This is a genomic window from Flavobacterium sp. SLB02, from assembly GCF_009664855.1.
Taxonomy (GTDB): Bacteria; Bacteroidota; Bacteroidia; order Flavobacteriales; family Flavobacteriaceae; genus Flavobacterium.
The window spans coordinates 2,173,788-2,192,379 of record NZ_CP045928.1 but is presented as its reverse complement, the minus strand read 5'-3'; the positions used below and the strand labels follow the sequence as shown (position 1 = coordinate 2,192,379).

Below are 18,592 nucleotides of genomic sequence, written 5' to 3'. Positions count from 1 at the left end.
CGATATTTGCATCTCTAAAAAAATTACTACTTTTAAAATAATAATTACACAATTATGGGAATGAATAAAAATACCGTTTTAGGATGGGCTACTTTTATAATGGTACTTATGGGATTGTTACTTATAGGTCTTGGCGCTTTTAGATACAGAGACGTCTCTGGCTGGGGGTTTGTAGCAGTTGGTGTTGGTTTTTTTGCCAATGCCTGGGTTTTTAATGCATTAAAAGGTAGAGTATAAAAAAATCAAAACTCAATATCAAACTCAATATCAATTGCAAAAATCAATTGCACTATATAATAGGTTAATAAAAAAAAATAATCATAAAAATTAAAAAATAAATAGAATGTCAGACGATAAGAAAGTAATTTTCTCAATGCAAAAGTTGAGTAAAACCTATCAGGGAGCAGACAAACCGGTGCTTAAAAACATTTACCTGAGTTTCTTTTATGGTGCTAAAATTGGTATTTTAGGACTTAACGGATCAGGAAAATCTTCTCTTTTAAAAATTATTGCAGGAGTTGATAAAAATTATCAGGGAGATGTTGTTTTTCAACCAGGTTATACTGTAGGTTATTTAGAGCAAGAGCCAATTCTTGATGACTCTAAAACTGTTATCGAAATTGTTCGTGAAGGAGCTGCAGAAACTATGGCTGTTTTAGAAGAGTACAATCAAATTAATGATTTATTCGGTCTTGAAGAGAACTACTCAGATCCAGATAAAATGGATAAATTAATGGATCGTCAGGCTGCTTTACAAGATAAAATTGATGCTCTTGGTGCTTGGGAAATCGATACCAAATTAGAAATTGCAATGGATGCTTTGCGTACTCCGGAAGGTGATACGCCAATCAAAAACCTTTCAGGAGGAGAGCGCCGTCGTGTAGCTTTATGTCGTTTGTTGTTACAACAGCCTGATGTATTGTTACTCGATGAGCCTACCAACCACCTTGATGCCGAGTCTGTACTTTGGTTAGAGCAGCATTTAGCTCAATATTCCGGAACTGTAATTGCTGTAACGCATGATAGATATTTCCTTGACAATGTTGCTGGTTGGATTTTAGAGTTGGATAGAGGAGAAGGTATTCCTTGGAAAGGAAATTATTCTTCTTGGTTAGACCAAAAATCAAACCGTATGGCACAAGAAGAAAAAGTAGCATCTAAACGTAGAAAAACTTTAGAGCGTGAGTTGGACTGGGTTCGTCAGGGAGCAAAAGGTCGTCAAACCAAACAAAAAGCGCGTTTGCAGAATTACGATAAATTATTGAATGAAGACCAAAAACAATTGGATGAAAACCTGGAAATCTACATCCCGAATGGTCCACGTTTAGGTACAAATGTTATCGAAGCTAAAAATGTTGCCAAGGCTTTTGGTGATAAATTACTATATGATAATTTAAACTTTACTTTGCCACAAGCGGGTATTGTTGGAATCATTGGACCAAACGGTGCTGGTAAATCTACCATTTTCAAAATGATTATGGGTGAGGAAAAAACAGATAGCGGAGAATTTTCAGTTGGCGAAACCGTGAAAATTGCTTACGTAGATCAGTCGCACTCTAACATTGATCCGAATAAATCTATTTGGGAGAATTTTGCTGACGGTCAGGAATTAGTAATGATGGGTGGAAAGCAAGTGAACTCAAGAGCATACTTATCTCGTTTCAACTTTGGTGGAGGTGAGCAAAATAAAAAAGTATCAATGTTATCTGGTGGAGAGCGTAACCGTTTACACTTAGCAATGACTTTGAAAGAAGAAGGAAACGTACTTTTACTGGATGAGCCTACGAATGATTTAGATGTAAATACGCTTCGTGCCCTTGAAGAAGGTTTGGAAAATTTTGCCGGTTGCGCTGTAATTATTTCGCACGACAGATGGTTCTTAGACAGAATTTGTACACACATTCTGGCTTTCGAAGGAGATTCTGAAGTGTATTATTTCGAAGGAGGTTTCTCTGAATACGAAGAAAATAAAAAGAAACGTTTAGGCGGTGATTTAACTCCAAAACGTTTGAAATACAGAAAGTTGATTAGATAATAATCTGAGTAATTTTCATCCCGAAGCCTCGGGATAAAATCCTAAATTCCAATTATTGTGAATTTGGGATTTTTTTATTTAAGACAAAGTTGTATCATTTCGAAATCTATTATAAAAACAAATCTTTTTTTTAGTAGCTAATCCCGCTATTCGTTCCGATCTTTTATGGCTCCCGATAGCTATCGGGACTGCCACAAAAGGATTTCTAATCCTATCGGGGCTAGGGCAATTATTTCCATAATAATGTTTTTGTGTAGTTTGTCATTTAGAGGTACGAAAAAGCTTCGTGACTAAATTCCGCAAAGATGCAAATACTTTATAGAGTTTCTTGTGAAGATCTCTTGTTCCTTGAAATGACAATATTGCGCAAAAGTTGGAATTTGGAATTTTGAAAAATTGAAATTTAAATAAATTTCGCCTTCAACTCCGGAGTAGGAATCATGCAGCTTTCTTTTTTGCCATACCACTTGTAGCGATTTTTAGCAACATAGTCATAAATGTAATTTCTAAACTTTTCAGGGAAGATTTTAAAAATACCAGTGAGGCTATAAATTCCACCCAAATCTTCTGCAATTTCAAGAACCGCCGAAGATTTATAATAATAAGCTACGCCTGGATGATATAAAATAATGCTGTCAATTTTAGTTCGGTCTACACCAATATAATTACAAATTTCAATTCCCAATTCTGATTGCAACGCGACAAATCTAAAGATATCTTTTTTATCATGTTTGATAATAAACTGAACTGTGCCATTGCATAAATTGCATACACCGTCAAAGAGAATTATTTTTTTGTCCTGTGGAAGATTATCCTGCATTTGGAAAAGTTTCAAGTTAAAGGTTTTAAGTTCTTATGCATTTTCAAAGTTTTAAACTTTGAAAAAGCTAACATCTAGTTTGTCATTTCGCGGAACGAGAAATCACACTAGGTGATCGACAAAGATTGGCGACTTACTTTACGGAGTTATGTGTGTGATTTCTCGTTCCTCGAAATAACAAAAAATGACTATCAATTTTTATTATTAAAAATTGGTAATCCATAATTTTTATAAATTAAAAACCTCTTTCATAAATAAATTTTAAGCAATTTTTAAAAATAATCCATCTTCTTAATAGTCTTTCTGAAAATCTTTGCTAAAATCGCTTTATTTTAATTTTCGATAAAATTTAAGTCTTTTTATAGCTGAAAACCGTAACTGAGACAGAAAACTTACTTCTTTGCAGCTTCAACTAATTCCAATTCGTCCAGACTTACTTTTGAAGTAAAGATTCCGTAATTTACTGTTGCTTTGTTTTTTTCTATTGAGTCGATGCTTCCAACAGATCTTCCGTCGAGCATTCTTACTCTGTCGCCAACTTTTAAAATTGGTTTTGGTTTTTCAATAACAGGTTTAAGTTTCTTTTCTTTTTTCTCTTTTCGGATTTCTTCAACCTGAACAGAAACTTCTGCGATAACTTCTTTTTTCTTTTCGATTATAGCCTTGGCTTCTTTTGGAGTTGCTTTTTTACGTTTTGAATTTTCAATTTCTATGATTTTTAAAAATTCTCCAATAAGTTCTTTTTTATTTTTATTGTTGAAATATTTCTCCGAGATGTCTTCAATTTTCTGACCAATGTAAATTGTCTTTTGGTTGCTATCATATAATTCCTGATAACTTTCCAGTTTCTGTTTGATTTTTACATTTATGTTCTCCATCTTTTTACTCTCTTCGCGCGCTCGGGTTTCTTCTTCTTTCAAATTGATAGAAGTTTTTTCCAATTTCGAACGTTCTTTCTGAAGAGTTGCAATGGTTTTGTCAAAACGAACTTTCCCAACTTCGATTTTCTTTTTAGCACGATTGATCAATCCAAATGGGATTCCGTTTTTCAACGCAACTTCAAAAGTAAAGGAACTACCGGCCTGACCTAGAGCCAATTTGTACATTGGTTCCAATGATTTTTCATCAAACATCATATTCGCATTTGTTGCATACGGTAATTCGTTCGCCAAAATTTTCAAATTCGAATAGTGCGTTGTAATGATTCCGAAAGCTTCACGATGGTAAAATTCTTCCAGGAAAATTTCCGCCAAAGCACCACCTAATTCAGGATCTGAACCTGTACCAAATTCATCAATTAAAAACATGGTTTTCTTATTACATTTCTTTAAAAAGTAATTCATGTTTTTTAATCGGTAACTATAAGTACTTAAATGATTTTCAATAGATTGATTGTCTCCAATGTCTGTTAAAATTCTATCAAACAAAAAGGTCTCGCTTCGTTCGTGGACCGGAATTAGCATTCCTGATTGCAGCATCAATTGCAATAAACCAACCGTTTTAAGCGAAATTGTTTTACCTCCGGCATTTGGACCAGAGATTACAATAATACGATTATCTTGTTTTAGTTCAATAGTTTGCGGATGCGTAACTTCGTTCTTTTGCTTGTTGTTCAAATACAAAATCGGGTGATACGCTTCTCTAAAAAACAATCTTCTTTCTTCGGTAATTGTCGGCAAAATTCCGTTTATTCTGTTAGCATATTTTGCTTTTCCTGCAACTACATCAATATCACTTAGAAATTCCTGATATTCAATAAGTATAGGCAAGAATGGTCGAATGGCATTCGATAATTGTTTTAAAATTCTCGTGATTTCTTCCTTTTCTTCATATTCAAGATTTGCTAGTTCTCTTGAATATTGCAAAGTAGCTTCTGGTTCGATATAAGCAATACTCCCGGTTTTAGAACTTCCTAAAATAGAGCCTTTTACCTTACGGCGATACATTGCTAAAACCGCAAGCACTCTACGATTTTGTACAAAACTTTCTTTAATGTCATCTAAATAACCAAGACTATTATTATGAGAAAGTGCCATTCCAAAACTTTGGTTTACTTTACCACGAACGATATTCATATTCTGACGAATACTCAATAAAGCCGGTGAAGCATTGTCTTTGATTTCTCCGTATTTGTCTACAATAGCATCTATGAGAGTTACAATATCTTTCGTGTATTCAACTCTTGAAGCTCTTGCGTTTAAGTTTGGATAATAGTCATCAAATTTTTTGAGGAAATTCAGCAAGAAATTTGCTGTTGACGAAAGTGTCGCAATTTTTCTAAAACTTCCTACTTCAAGAAAACTATCTTCAATTGCCAGAAATTTAATTTCGTGCGTTATGGCGTCAAATCCGTGATTGGGAATGGCGTTGTTATTTTCAAAAGATGAAACATATTCAGATGTTTGCATTAAAGCCTGCATCAAAGTTTCTTTATCTCTAAATGGTGTTATTTTTAAAGCTTTTTCTTTTCCTATATCTGTATTACAGCCTGCCGAAATAGTTTCGAGCACTGTAGGGAATTGTAAATCTTGTAATGTTTTTTCGGTAATGGATATCATTTATTTTCTTTAACAAAGTACACACAAAAGTACGAAAACATTAGTATTCAATTCTACAAAGTTTATGTCTAAATTTATGATTGGTAAATATGATTTAAATAAAAAAATCCTGAAATTCGCATAAAAAAAGATATGGACATAAAAATGCATGATTCCTGGAAACCGGTTTTGAATGAAGAATTTGAAAAACCATATTTCAATTCATTGATTGATTTTGTAAAATCTGAATATTCGACTAAGGTTTGTTATCCAAAAGGGAGTCAGATTTTTTCAGCTTTTGACCATTGTCATTTTGATCAGGTAAAAGTTGTGATAATCGGACAAGATCCCTATCACGGACCTAATCAGGCAAATGGATTATGTTTTTCTGTAAATGACGGGATTTCATTTCCGCCTTCTCTTCAAAATATTTTCAAGGAAATCGAAACTGATTTAAATATACCAATTCCTAAAACAGGTAATTTAGAACGATGGGCAGATCAGGGTGTTTTTCTTTTAAACGCTACATTAACTGTTAGACAATCTGAGGCAGGAAGTCACCAGGGAAAAGGTTGGGAGAAATTTACAGATGCTGTAATTAAGCAAATTTCTGCTAATAGTAAAGATGTTGTTTTTTTATTATGGGGAGGTTTTGCCCAAAAGAAAGCCACACTAATTGATGCTTCGAAACATCATATTTTAAAATCAGGACATCCATCTCCTTTAAGCGCAAATAGAGGTTTTTGGTTTGGAAATAAACATTTTAGTCAGGCAAATACTTTTCTAAAGTCAAAAGGATTGAAAGAAATTGAATGGTAATGATAAGCCAAATGGAATATACAATAAAAAAGAAGCCAGTTAAATAACTGGCTTCTTTTTATTTTTTTATAATCTCGTCCAAGACTGCTTTATTTTCGTAGTTGATCACCTTTAGAATTACTTCCTGGTTTTTAACTGTTTTTCCTTCGATAATATAAAGTTTTCCTTTTTTGAAAGGAACGTTGCTTTGATCAAAATCAACATCTCCAAATTTCAATGTATTTTTAATATCAGCTGTATCAATCCATTTTTCATTTAAGGTCTGAACTGCTTTTTCAGAATATTGAAAAGGTTTTGTGCGTAAATTATTTAAAACTCTGGCATTAGGAAAGTAGTTGCAACGGGTATCTTTTCCGCTAAAAACAAGGGCTACAAAAAAGCATCCCATAACTAAACCAATAAGATAATATGCAAAACGGTGTACGAACTTCATGAAATAAATTTTTTGCAAAGGTACATTAAAGTTCCCTTAAAATACAAGTAAATTAATGTCGTTATCCGGTAAATCGAACCACTCTCCAATTGCTTTGTTGGTTAAAATTCCGTGATACAGATAAATTCCGTTTTTTAAACCTTTATTGCATCGTATGGCACTTTCTAAACCTCCGTCTTCAGCTATTTGAAGCAAATAAGGAGTCAATATATTACTTATTGATAACGATGCAGTTTTGGAGTATCTTGAAGGGATATTAGGAACACAATAATGCAGAACATTACTTTTTATAAAAGTCGGTTTCTCATGGGTTGTAACTTCCGAGGTTTCAAAGCATCCGCCGGTGTCGATACTTACATCAACAATTACAGCACCTTTTTTCATGTGCTCTACCATCGTTTCTGTCACTATAATCGGACAACGTTCCTTTCCGCGCATGGCGCCAATAGCAACATCGCAACGTCTTAATGCTTTTAGCAATGCTTTTTGCTGCACAGTAGAAGTAAAGATTCTTTGATTTAAGTTGTTTTGCAAACGACGTAATTTTGTAATCGAATTATCAAAAACTTTTACATTTGCGCCCAAACCAATGGCGGTTTTAGCGGCAAATTCTCCAACTGTTCCGGCACCTAAGATTACAACTTCGGTAGGAGGGACACCGGTAATGTTTCCGAATAAAAGTCCTTTCCCAAATTCGTTTGTAATCATCAATTCGGCAGCAATAAGTACAGAAGCTGTTCCGGCAATTTCGCTTAATGATTTAACAGCAGGATAAGAACCGTCCTCGTCTTTAATATACTCAAAGGCAAGTGCAGTAATCTTTTTTTGCGCCAAGGCTTCGAAATATTCTTTCTTTTTGGTTTTTAACTGAATAGCCGAAATAATAATCGTTTCAGGATTAATCATTTTAATTTCTGCTATAGTAGGTGGTTCTACTTTTAGCAGCATTGGGCATCCAAAAACTTTTTTAGTATCTTTTGTTACTTCAGCTCCTGCATCAGAGTATTCCTTGTCAGAGTAGCTTGAACTTTCTCCGGCTCCGGATTCAATCATAACGCGATGACCTTCATAAGTCAGGGAGTTGACAGCATCTGGAGTTAAGCAAATACGACGTTCCTGATAACTTGTTTCTTTAGGGATCCCTATAAAAAGTTCTCTCTTGAATCGGCCCACTTCAAGTTTTTCTTCTTGTGGCAACAATTGTTGTTTCGTAAATGGAGTTAAGGTGATTGACATGGGTTGTGCGAAAAATTAAGAGTACAAATTACGTAAAAAGTTTTAAAATCAGTGTAAAAATTCTGCTAATACTACGTCATGAAATTAAGGTATAATTTTTTCCATTTTAATGTCGGCTCTTTCATAGCTAACATTTCCTAAGGGAACTTCGACAAAACCGAATTTTTCATACAAATGAATTGCAGGAAGTAATTTTCGGTTCGAATACAAAATGAGCTTCCTGATGTTATTTTCTTCGGCTACAGCCAAACAATGAATTAGTAACTGATTTCCAATTCCGAGACCTTGCGCTTTATCTGAAACGGCCATTTTACTGAGTTCAAAAGTGTCGTAATCGATTTTCATTAAAGAAACTGTTCCAATAATTTCACCTTTATATTTAGCATAAAAAATCAATCCGCCTTTATCAATGATTTCCTCCTGTGGATTAGAAAGTACTATTTCGTCTTTTTCCTCAACTTTAAAATATTTTTGAAGCCATTCTTTATTTAAAGTTTTGATTGGTTCTTTTAAATCTGATGAGAAAGGGATTATTTCTACTATATTTCGTTTGCCCATTATGTTTTGATAGAAGTTGTTTCGCAAAGTTTTTTCACAAAGTATCACAAAGTTGTAAAAATGATTTTGTGTTTCTCTGTGAGATCTTAGTGAATCTTTGTGCAATATTTTAAACCAATTTTAATTCTCTTTTTCCATCTGCCAATAACTCAATTGTCACAACAGAATGTTCCTCAGGAAGTAAACTGGCAATTTTTTCAGACCATTCTATAAAACACCAGTTTCCTGAATATAGATAATCATCAACGCCCATATCAAGAGCTTCAGTTTCTTTATTTAATCTGTAAAAATCAAAATGATACACAATGTTATTGTTAGAAGTGTAATATTCATTTACTAAAGAAAAAGTCGGACTGCTAGTTGCATCTTCAACTCCAAGACTTTTACATAGTTGTTTGATTAGAGTAGTTTTTCCAACACCCATTTCTCCATTAAAGAGAATAATCTTCTTTGGATTTTGTGCTAAAATTTGCTCTGCTACTTCTTGAATTTGATCTAATGAAAAAACGATATCCATTTTTATTACTTATTAATTATAGTCTCAGTCACAGTTTTCAGTCTTAGTTGGAAACTGTAAACTGCGTTTTTTTTGCCACAGATTAAAAGATTTTATTGATTTTTCTAATCTGTGTGAATCTGTGGTAATTTCTTTTTACTGTAAACTGCGACTGAAAACTTTTCTATTTCGGGTTAAATACCAAAAAAGGAATAATCATTTCTTCTAATGAAATTCCGCCGTGTTGATACGTATTTCTGTAATAACTCACATAATGATTGTAGTTGTTTACATAAGCTAAAAAGAAATCATTTTTAGCAAAAATAAACGAACTACTCATGTTTATAGCCGGTAAACCAATGTCTTTAGGTTCTTTTACAACATAAACATCTTTATGTTCGTATGTTAAACTACGTCCGGTTTTGTAGCGCAAATTTAAACTTGTATTTTTATCTCCAACTACTTTTGATGGGTTTTTTACATTAATTGTTCCGTGATCTGTAGTCAGGATCAATTTGAAACCTAAAAGTTGTGCTTGCTGAATAATTTCTAAAAGTGGAGAGTTTTTAAACCAGCTTAAAGTCAGTGAGCGATATGCTTTATCATCAGAAGCAAGTTCTTTTACAACGTCCATTTCGGTTTTTGCGTGCGATAACATATCGACAAAATTGTAAACAACCGTCACTAAATCATTGCCTTTTAAAGCTTTGAAGTTTTCTGCCAGTTTTTTTCCGCCTGCGTAATTGGTGATTTTAAAATAATCTTCTTTGATGTTTAATCCCAAACGTTTTAATTGCGCCGAAAGAAATTCAGCTTCATAAAGGTTTTTTCCGCCGTCTTCAACATCATTTTTCCAGTATTGCGGGAACTGTTTCTCCATTTCTGTAGGCAATAAACCTGAGAAAATAGCATTTCTGGCATATTGCGTTGCCGTAGGAAGGATAGAGAAATAAGGAACTTCTTTTTCTAATTTGTAATAATTTGCCACAACGGTTTCAAAAGATTTCCATTGGTCGTAACGTAAATTATCAATTACAACCAACAAAATTGGTTTGTCTTTCTTTTTAATTTCAGGAACTACTAATTCCTTAAATAAATTGTGGGACTGAATTGGTTTATCTGCTTTTGGAGCAAACCAGTCTTCATAATTTCTTTCGATATATTTTCCGAATTGCGAATTGGCTTCAACTTTTTGGGATTCAAGGATTTCAATCATCGCCTGGTCGTTGATGTTTTCCAATTCAAGTTCCCAGAAAATTAACTTTTTATACAATTCCACCCAGTCTTCATAGGAATTAACCATCGCCATTTCCATCGAAATTTTCCTGAATTCTTTTTGATAATCTAGAGTTGTTTTTTCAGAAATTAACCTCGAATGATCCAGATTTTTCTTTAAACTCAGTAAAATCTGATTCGGATTTACCGGTTTTATCAAATAGTCAGCGATTTTAGAACCAATGGCTTCTTCCATTATATACTCTTCTTCGCTTTTTGTAATCATAATCATCGGGATAGCCGATTTTTTTTCTTTCATTTCAGAAAGTGTTTCCAGGCCACTCATTCCCGGCATATTTTCATCAAGAAAAACAATGTCAAAATTATCTTCTTCAAATAAGGCGATAGCGTCTAAACCATTGTTACAAGTGGTTACAGCGTAGTTTTTTTTCTCCAGAAATAATATATGTGGTTTCAAAAGATCGATTTCATCATCAACCCAAAGTATTTTTATCTTATCCATAAACGTATTTAATTTTAATGCAATTTAGAGGTATAGAACTTAAAAAGTATTAAAAATAGTATAAATTTCAGAATAACAAATAGTGATTTTTACATTAAAACTTTTTTTGAATTTAGTATTGCATTGAAAATCACGACAATTTAATGTCAATTTTTAAATGAAAAACACAAAGCTGTTTATAGTTAATTACTTATATTTGTTGACCTAAAAATAACCAAATAGTGACTCATATCAATAAGTTAAAAATATTCAATGATCCCATCTACGGGTTTATTTCTATCCCGAACGAACTTATTTACGACTTAATTCAGCATCCTTATTTTCAGCGTTTACGCCGTATTTCGCAAATGGGAATGTCGTATTTGGTTTATCCCGGAGCCAATCACACGCGTTTTCATCATGCCTTAGGCTGTATGCATTTAATGCAGAAGGCTGTAGAAACACTTCGTTTTAAAGGAGTTGCGATTTCCAGTGATGAAGAATGTGCTTTACTAATAGCTATTTTACTGCACGATATTGGTCATGGTCCGTTTTCACATGCTATGGAAAAAAGCATTGTCGAAGATGTGAATCATGAAGCGATTTCGTTATTATTCATGAATCAGTTGAATGATGAATTTGATGGAAAACTGAGTCTGGCGATCCAGGTTTTTAAAGGAGAATATCACAGGAAATTTATGCTGCAATTGATTTCAAGTCAATTGGATATGGATCGAATGGATTATTTGAAACGAGATAGTTTTTACACCGGAGTTGCCGAAGGGAATGTCAATTCTGAGCGTTTAATTCAGATGATGAATGTTGTTGATGGTGTTTTGGTAATCGAAGAAAAAGGAATTTACTCGGTAGAGAAATTTTTGCTTTCGAGAAGATTAATGTACTGGCAGGCTTACTTGCATAAAACAAGTTTGGTTGCAGAGCTAATTTTGATGAATGTACTAAAAAGAGCCAAAGAATTAACATTAAAAGGAATTAATTTGCCTTGCAGTGAGCCTCTTTTGTATTTTATGCAAAATAAAGTGACTTTAGAAGATTTTGATGCTGATAAATTAGATTTATTTTCTCAACTAGATGATTTTGATATCATTAGCGCTTTGAAAGCATGGCAAAAGCAAGAAGATTTTGTGCTTTCTACTTTAAGTAAAATGTTGATTAATAGAGATTTATTGAAAATTAAATTGAGTGCTGAGAAAATTTCGGCAGAAGAATCCCAATCTTTAAAAGAAGAATTTGCTAACGCGCACCATATTACGCAGTTAGAGGCTGGATATTTTATTTTTAGAGGAAAAATAAAAAATCAGGCCTATAGCAAAGAAGCTGAACCAATACGAATTTTCAAAAAAGATAAAACAATTGAGGATGTTGTCGAAGCTTCTGATCAGCTGAATTTGAAATCGTTATCTAAATTAGTTACAAAATATTACATCTGTTTTCCAAAACAACTTATCTAAAATTAACATTTAAAATCTATTTTTTATATTTTTGTCGCAATGAAATTTACAGCAGAACAAATAGCAGGAATTTTAGAAGGAGAAGTTGTTGGGAATCCCAATGCAGAAGTTTCTCGGCTGTCTAAAATAGAAGAAGGCGAGGAAGGATCGCTTACTTTTTTGGCTAATCCCAAATATATCAATTACATATATACTACAAAAGCATCAGTTACTATTGTTAATGATAGTTTTGTACCAGATGCAGAAATCACTACAACTTTGATTAAGGTAGAAGATGCGTATGCCTCTTTTTCTAAGCTTTTACAATTTTATAATCAGGTAAAATTGAATAAAAACGGAATAGAAGCGCAATCTTTTATGTCTGAAGGAACTAAATATGGAGAAAATTTATATCTGGGAAGCTTTAGTTATATAGGGCAAAATGTAGTTCTGGGAGATAATGTAAAAATTTATCCAAACAGTTTTATTGGCGATAATGTTGTTATTGGCGATAATGTGTATATTTTTGCAGGCGCCAAAATTTATTCTGAAACTTTAATTGGTAACAATTGTACGATTCATTCAGGAGCCATTATTGGTGCGGATGGTTTTGGTTTTGTGCCAAATGAAGAAGGGGTGTATAGTAAGGTTCCTCAAATAGGAAACGTTATCATTGAAGATAATGTAGATATAGGAGCCAATACCACAATAGACAGAGCGACTCTTGGTTCTACAATAATTAGACAAGGAGTTAAATTAGACAATCAAATTCAGATTGCCCATAATGTAGAAATTGGCAGAAATACTGTAATTGCTGGCCAAACAGGCGTGGCAGGTTCTACAAAAATAGGAGAAAACTGTATGATTGGCGGGCAAGTAGGTATCGCAGGCCACTTAATTATAGGTAATAATGTAAGATTGCAGGCTCAGTCAGGAGTAGCAAGAAACATTAAAGATGATGAAACATTGCAGGGATCGCCATCGCTTGGATATAGTGATTTTAATAAATCATATGTTCATTTCAGAAATCTGCCTAAAATTGTTGCCGAAGTTGAAGAATTAAAAAAACAAATAATAAACCCAAAAAATGGAAATAATGGTTAAACAGAAGACCATCAAAAATGAAATTTCACTAACAGGCGTTGGATTACACACTGGAAAAGAAGTTACAATGACTTTTAAACCAGCTCCAATTAATAATGGTTTCACTTTTGTTAGAGTAGATTTGCAAGGTCAGCCCGTGATCGAAGCAGATGCTAACTATGTTGTTAATACGCAAAGAGGCACAAATTTAGAAAAACTTGGTGTAAAAATTCAAACTCCTGAACACGTTTTAGCGGCTTTAGTTGGTTGTGATCTGGATAACGTTATTATAGAATTAAATGCCTCTGAACTTCCTATTATGGATGGTTCATCGAAATATTTTGTTGAAGCGATTGAAAATGCAGGTATAGAAGAACAAGATGCTAAACGTAATGTTTATGTAGTAAAGGAAGTTATTTCGTTTACTGATGAAACTACGGGAAGCGAGATCTTAGTGATGCCAAGTGATGATTATCAGGTAACTGCAATGGTTGATTTTGGTACTAAAGTTTTAGGTACTCAAAATGCAACAATGAAAAGCATAGCCGATTTTAAAGAAGAAATCGCTAATTCAAGAACTTTTAGTTTCTTGCACGAATTAGAATCTCTTTTAGAAAACGGATTAATCAAAGGTGGAGATTTAAATAATGCTATTGTTTATGTAGATAAGGAAATATCGGAGTCTACAATGGAAAATTTAAAGAAAGCCTTTGGCAAAGACAAAATTTCGGTTAAGCCAAATGGTGTTTTAGATAATTTAACATTACATTATCCAAACGAAGCTGCAAGACACAAATTACTTGATGTTGTTGGAGATTTATCTTTGATTGGAGTTAGAATTCAGGGAAAAATTATTGCTAATAAACCAGGACACTATGTAAATACACAGTTTGCCAAAAAATTAGCAAAAATTATAAAAATAGAACAAAGAAATCATGTTCCGGTTTACGATTTAAATCTGGAGCCATTGATGGATATTCATAAAATTATGGCAGTTTTGCCACACAGACCTCCATTTTTATTAATCGATAGAATTATAGAAATGTCTGACAGTCATGTTGTGGGTATGAAAAATGTAACGATGAACGAAAATTTCTTTGTAGGGCATTTTCCTGAAGCTCCGGTTATGCCAGGTGTTTTAATTGTTGAAGCAATGGCGCAAACAGGTGGAATTTTAGTGTTAAGCACGGTTCCGGATCCTGAAAATTATTTAACTTATTTTATGAAAATAGATAATGTTAAATTCAAACATAAAGTATTGCCTGGTGATACCTTAATTTTCAAATGCGAGTTAATTTCTCCTATCAGAAGAGGAATTTGTCATATGCAGGCAAATGCTTACGCAAATGGAAAGTTGGTAACAGAGGCAGAATTAATGGCTCAAATTGCAAGAAAACAATAATAGTTTAATCAAATTTATTGTTTACGTTTGTTGCCCAAATTAGACTATTTTAATATAAAATATAAAACTCACAGATGAATCAACCATTAGCATATGTTCATCCTGGCGCGAAAATCGCTAAAAATGTTGTAATTGAGCCTTTTACAACAATTCACAATAATGTCATTATTGGTGATGGTACGTGGATTGGTTCAAATGTAACCATCATGGAAGGTGCAAGAATTGGAAAAAATTGTAATATTTTTCCGGGAGCAGTAATTTCTGCAGTGCCGCAAGATTTAAAATTTGGAGGAGAAGATTCTTTAGCTATTATAGGAGATAATTGTACTATTAGAGAGTGTGTAACAATCAATAGAGGTACAGTTGCTTCAGGACAAACAATTTTAGGTAATAATTGTTTGGTTATGGCTTATGCTCACATTGCGCACGATTGCGAGATTGGTAATAATGCTATTATTGTAAACGGTGTTGCTTTGGCAGGTCACGTTGTGGTTGGTAATCATGCTGTAATTGGCGGTTTGGCAGCTATTCACCAATTTATTCATATTGGAGATCATGCTATGATTTCTGGTGGATCATTGGTAAGAAAAGACGTTCCTCCTTATACAAAAGCAGCAAAAGAGCCATTGTCGTACGTAGGAATCAATTCAGTTGGTTTAAGAAGAAGAGGTTTTACTACTGAGAAAATCAGAGAAATTCAGGAAATTTACAGAATTTTATACCAAAAAAATTACAATACAACACAAGCTTTAAGTATTATTGAAGCTGAAATGGAAGCCACTCCTGAGAGAGATGAAATTCTGGATTTTATCAGAAATTCATCAAGAGGAATTATGAAAGGTTATTCAGGAAACTATTAATAGAAAAATTAATTGTTTATTTGTTTAATCGTTTAATCGAAACAAATAAACGGTTAAACGATTGAACAATATATCAAATAAAACAAAAACAAATGGCATCTACATCAGATATTAGAAACGGATTGTGTATTAAATTTAATCACGATATCTATAAAATAGTGGAGTTTCTTCACGTAAAGCCCGGAAAAGGTCCGGCTTTCGTAAGAACAAAATTGAGAAGTTTAACTACAGGAAGAGTGTTAGATAATACATTTTCTGCTGGACATAAAATTGATGATGTGCGTGTAGAAACGCATAATTACCAGTTTTTATATGCTGAAGGAGATGAGTTTCATTTTATGAACACAGAATCTTTTGAGCAAATTTCTTTGAATAAAAATATTCTGGATGCTCCGGGATTATTAAAAGAAGGAACAAGCGTAATGGTTCAGGTGAATACTGAAACTGATTTGCCATTATCTGTAGATATGCCATCTTCTGTAATTCTTGAAGTTACATATGCTGAGCCAGGTGTAAAAGGAAATACTGCTACAAATGCTACAAAATCTGCTACGGTAGAAACAGGAGCAACTGTAAACGTTCCTTTATTCATCAACGAAGGTGATAAAATTAAAATTGATACCGCTTCTGGTAATTACATGGAACGTGTAAAAGAGTAGTTTTTTAATTAGATAATTTGTCAATGAGTCAATTAGAAAATTAGTGAATCATCACAATTTTGAGCATTCATTTTCTGATTGACACATTTCTGATTGACACATTTTCTAATTGACAAATTTTCTAATTATAAAATATGAAATTTCCAAAGATTCATTCTTTACAAGAAATTGCAAATTTGCTTCAATGCGAATTTATTGGCGACCCAAACTTTCCGGTTTCAGGCATGAACGAAATACATGTTGTTGAATCTGGAGATATAGTTTTTGTCGATCATCCAAAATACTATGACAAAGCTTTACAATCGGCTGCTACTATTGTTTTAATCAATAAAAAAGTAGATTGCCCGGAAGGTAAAGCTCTTTTAATTTCTGACGATCCTTTCAGAGATTTTAATACCCTGACCAAACATTTTAGGCCTTTTCAGGCAACTAGCGTTTCTATTGCTCTTTCTGCAACTATTGGAGAAGGAACTGTGATTCAGCCCAATTGTTTTGTTGGAAACAATGTTACAATCGGTAAAAACTGTTTGATACACCCTAATGTTACGATTTACGACCATACTGTAATTGGCGATAATGTTATCATTCATGCGGGGACAATTTTAGGGGCAGATGCATTCTATTATAAAAAGCGTCCGGATGGTTTCGATCAGTTAATTTCTGGCGGAAGAGTTGTCATACAGGACAATGTTGGTATTGGTGCCCTTTGTACAATAGACAAGGGTGTTACAGGAGATACTACTATTGGAGAAGGAACAAAACTAGATAACCAGGTACATGTTGGACATGATACTGTAATTGGTAAAAAATGCTTAATAGCCTCTCAAACTGGTATTGCAGGTTGTGTTATTATCGAAGATGAAGTTACTATTTGGGGACAGGTTGGTACGACAAGCGGTATCACGATAGGAGCGAAGGCTGTTATTATGGGACAAACCGGAGTTACTAAATCAGTCGAAGGGGGAAAATCGTATTTTGGTACTCCAATCGAAGAATCAAGAGAAAAGTTAAAACAATTAGCCAATATCAAAAAGATTCCTGAAATTTTAAATAAATTGAAGTAATATGTCTATTAAAGAATTTGTTCAGAAATTTTACAAGTCAGATGCCTTAATTGATAGCGAAATAATGAAAACTTATTTGCATCCCGAGGTAAAATTAGATTGGCATAGTACCAAAGGATTGATCGAAATGGATTATAATTCGATGTTGGATATGGCCAATGAGCTTAGTCGTGCTTACGTGCGATCAAAAGTGAGAATAAGCCACATTTTGGCCGAAGAGGACTTGGTTTCGATACGATATTCTCATTTTGTGAAAACGATTGAGAACCCAAGAGAAGAGATGTTATTGGCTCATTTCTCTACAATTTGGCAAATAAAAGACGATAAATTATATCGTGGTTATCAAATGAGTCAATTTTCTTAATTTTTTTGAAGACAAAAAGGTTAAAATACGTTACAAAACCTTACTTTTGCATCACAATTTTAAAAACTACATAAAATATATATCATGAGTGTTTTAGTTAATAAAGATTCCAAAATAATTGTTCAAGGATTTACAGGAAGTGAAGGAACTTTCCACGCTTCTCAAATGATTGAGTACGGTACTAATGTTGTTGGTGGTGTTACTCCGGGTAAAGGAGGAACTAGTCATTTAGATCGTCCGGTTTTTAATACAGTAAAAGATGCTGTTGATCAAGCTGGAGCTGATACATCTATCATTTTCGTACCACCAGCTTTTGCTGCTGATGCAATTATGGAAGCTGCTGACGCTGGAATTAAAGTAATTATTGCTATTACAGAAGGAATTCCTGTAGCAGATATGATTAAAGCAAATAATTATGTTAAAGAAAGAAATTCTAGATTAATCGGTCCAAACTGTCCGGGAGTAATTACTCCGGGTGAAGCTAAAGTTGGTATTATGCCAGGTTTCGTTTTCAAAAAAGGAACAGTTGGTATTGTTTCTAAATCAGGAACTTTAACTTACGAAGCTGCTGACCAGGTTGTAAAACAAGGTTTAGGAATTACTACAGCTATTGGTATTGGTGGAGATCCAATTATTGGAACTACAACTAAAGAAGCTGTTGAATTATTAATGAACGATCCAGAGACTGAACTTATCATCATGATTGGTGAAATTGGAGGTCAATTAGAAGCTGATGCTGCTAAATGGGTTAAATCTGATGGTAACCGTAAACCAGTTGTTGGTTTTATCGCTGGAGAAACTGCTCCTGCTGGTAGAACAATGGGTCACGCAGGTGCTATTGTTGGTGGTTCTGATGATACAGCTGCTGCTAAAAAACAAATTATGAGAGACAACGGAATTCACGTTGTTGATTCACCAGCTGAAATTGGTAAAAAAGTAAAAGAAATATTAGGATAATCTCTAATATTTAAAATAATAAATTCCAAAAAAAGTCTCAATATTTTGTTGAGACTTTTTTACATTTTTAAAATGTTGGAACTATAAATAAAAACTTAGCA

General features: G+C 33.5%; 18 protein-coding genes. 11 read left to right on the top strand and 7 right to left on the bottom strand.

The genetic code is table 11. The features are described 5' to 3' along the window. The first annotated feature begins 54 nt into the window (after positions 1 to 54). Both GIY83_RS08510 and ettA read left to right on the top strand, forming a co-directional pair. The gene (locus GIY83_RS08510) at positions 55 to 237 is read left to right on the top strand and encodes a CAL67264 family membrane protein (RefSeq protein ID WP_035680915.1); all 183 of its coding nucleotides are present in this window, start codon (positions 55 to 57) and stop codon (positions 235 to 237) included. A 106-nt stretch (positions 238 to 343) separates the two neighbouring features. After that, positions 344 to 2,035: an energy-dependent translational throttle protein EttA gene (ettA, locus tag GIY83_RS08505; RefSeq protein ID WP_194614672.1), complete on the top strand. Its 1,692-nt coding sequence runs from the start codon at positions 344 to 346 to the stop codon at positions 2,033 to 2,035. Between the two features lie 403 nt (positions 2,036 to 2,438). On the opposite strand, the gene GIY83_RS08500 is transcribed toward ettA, so the two are convergent. Both GIY83_RS08500 and GIY83_RS08495 read right to left on the bottom strand, forming a co-directional pair. Beyond that, positions 2,439 to 2,855 carry a thiol-disulfide oxidoreductase DCC family protein gene (locus tag GIY83_RS08500; protein ID WP_208687136.1) on the bottom strand — a complete coding sequence of 139 codons (417 nt, stop codon included), beginning with the start codon at positions 2,853 to 2,855 and terminating at the stop codon, positions 2,439 to 2,441. Positions 2,856 to 3,247: 392 nt separating this feature from the next. Next, positions 3,248 to 5,413 carry a DNA mismatch repair protein MutS gene (locus GIY83_RS08495; protein ID WP_194614671.1) on the bottom strand — a complete coding sequence of 722 codons (2,166 nt, stop codon included), beginning with the start codon at positions 5,411 to 5,413 and terminating at the stop codon, positions 3,248 to 3,250. Between the two features lie 132 nt (positions 5,414 to 5,545). Between GIY83_RS08495 and GIY83_RS08490 the strand changes: the two genes are divergently transcribed. After that, positions 5,546 to 6,211, top strand: coding sequence for a uracil-DNA glycosylase (locus GIY83_RS08490; protein ID WP_194614670.1), 666 nt, complete (start codon positions 5,546 to 5,548; stop codon positions 6,209 to 6,211). Positions 6,212 to 6,269: 58 nt separating this feature from the next. Here the strand turns inward: GIY83_RS08490 and GIY83_RS08485 are convergent, their stop codons facing one another. From GIY83_RS08485 to GIY83_RS08465, 5 genes are all read right to left on the bottom strand, one after another. Continuing rightward, complete coding sequence (locus GIY83_RS08485; RefSeq protein ID WP_194614669.1) at positions 6,270 to 6,644, bottom strand: DUF4258 domain-containing protein; 375 nt, start codon at positions 6,642 to 6,644, stop codon at positions 6,270 to 6,272. 36 nt (positions 6,645 to 6,680) lie between these two features. Continuing rightward, positions 6,681 to 7,880, bottom strand: a complete 1,200-nt coding sequence (locus GIY83_RS08480; RefSeq protein ID WP_194614668.1) for an alanine dehydrogenase — start codon at positions 7,878 to 7,880, stop codon at positions 6,681 to 6,683. An 84-nt stretch (positions 7,881 to 7,964) separates the two neighbouring features. Then, on the bottom strand, positions 7,965 to 8,438 hold the full coding sequence (locus GIY83_RS08475) for a GNAT family N-acetyltransferase (RefSeq protein ID WP_194614667.1): 474 nt from the start codon (positions 8,436 to 8,438) through the stop codon (positions 7,965 to 7,967). Positions 8,439 to 8,547: 109 nt separating this feature from the next. Next, entirely contained in the window at positions 8,548 to 8,955 is a 408-nt protein-coding gene (gene tsaE, locus GIY83_RS08470) for a tRNA (adenosine(37)-N6)-threonylcarbamoyltransferase complex ATPase subunit type 1 TsaE (RefSeq protein ID WP_194614666.1), read from the bottom strand. A 163-nt stretch (positions 8,956 to 9,118) separates the two neighbouring features. Then, a complete protein-coding gene (locus GIY83_RS08465) occupies positions 9,119 to 10,672 on the bottom strand; it encodes a bifunctional response regulator/alkaline phosphatase family protein (RefSeq protein WP_208686273.1) in 1,554 nt (517 codons plus the stop codon). Positions 10,673 to 10,893: 221 nt separating this feature from the next. Here GIY83_RS08465 and GIY83_RS08460 point away from each other — a divergent pair, with 221 nt between their 5' ends. The 8 genes from GIY83_RS08460 (at position 10,894) to sucD (ending at position 18,491) form a co-directional block, all read left to right on the top strand. Further along, positions 10,894 to 12,123, top strand: a complete 1,230-nt coding sequence (locus GIY83_RS08460; protein ID WP_194614664.1) for an HD domain-containing protein — start codon at positions 10,894 to 10,896, stop codon at positions 12,121 to 12,123. Positions 12,124 to 12,162: 39 nt separating this feature from the next. Further along, complete coding sequence (lpxD, locus tag GIY83_RS08455) at positions 12,163 to 13,206, top strand: UDP-3-O-(3-hydroxymyristoyl)glucosamine N-acyltransferase (RefSeq protein ID WP_194614663.1); 1,044 nt, start codon at positions 12,163 to 12,165, stop codon at positions 13,204 to 13,206. Then, positions 13,199 to 14,587 carry a bifunctional UDP-3-O-[3-hydroxymyristoyl] N-acetylglucosamine deacetylase/3-hydroxyacyl-ACP dehydratase gene (locus GIY83_RS08450; protein WP_065450304.1) on the top strand — a complete coding sequence of 463 codons (1,389 nt, stop codon included), beginning with the start codon at positions 13,199 to 13,201 and terminating at the stop codon, positions 14,585 to 14,587. The genes lpxD and GIY83_RS08450 overlap by 8 nt, the downstream gene beginning before the upstream one ends. Before the next feature lie 74 nt (positions 14,588 to 14,661). Next, positions 14,662 to 15,447, top strand: coding sequence for an acyl-ACP--UDP-N-acetylglucosamine O-acyltransferase (gene lpxA / locus GIY83_RS08445; RefSeq protein ID WP_065450097.1), 786 nt, complete (start codon positions 14,662 to 14,664; stop codon positions 15,445 to 15,447). Between the two features lie 92 nt (positions 15,448 to 15,539). Further along, on the top strand, positions 15,540 to 16,106 hold the full coding sequence (gene efp, locus GIY83_RS08440; RefSeq protein WP_072970794.1) for an elongation factor P: 567 nt from the start codon (positions 15,540 to 15,542) through the stop codon (positions 16,104 to 16,106). 134 nt (positions 16,107 to 16,240) lie between these two features. Beyond that, entirely contained in the window at positions 16,241 to 17,170 is a 930-nt protein-coding gene (locus GIY83_RS08435; RefSeq protein WP_194614662.1) for a UDP-3-O-(3-hydroxymyristoyl)glucosamine N-acyltransferase, read from the top strand. A gap of 1 nt (position 17,171) precedes the next feature. Continuing rightward, a complete protein-coding gene (locus GIY83_RS08430; protein WP_194614661.1) occupies positions 17,172 to 17,534 on the top strand; it encodes a nuclear transport factor 2 family protein in 363 nt (120 codons plus the stop codon). Positions 17,535 to 17,618: 84 nt separating this feature from the next. Then, positions 17,619 to 18,491, top strand: a complete 873-nt coding sequence (gene sucD, locus GIY83_RS08425; protein ID WP_208686271.1) for a succinate--CoA ligase subunit alpha — start codon at positions 17,619 to 17,621, stop codon at positions 18,489 to 18,491. The last annotated feature ends 101 nt before the right edge of the window (positions 18,492 to 18,592 follow it).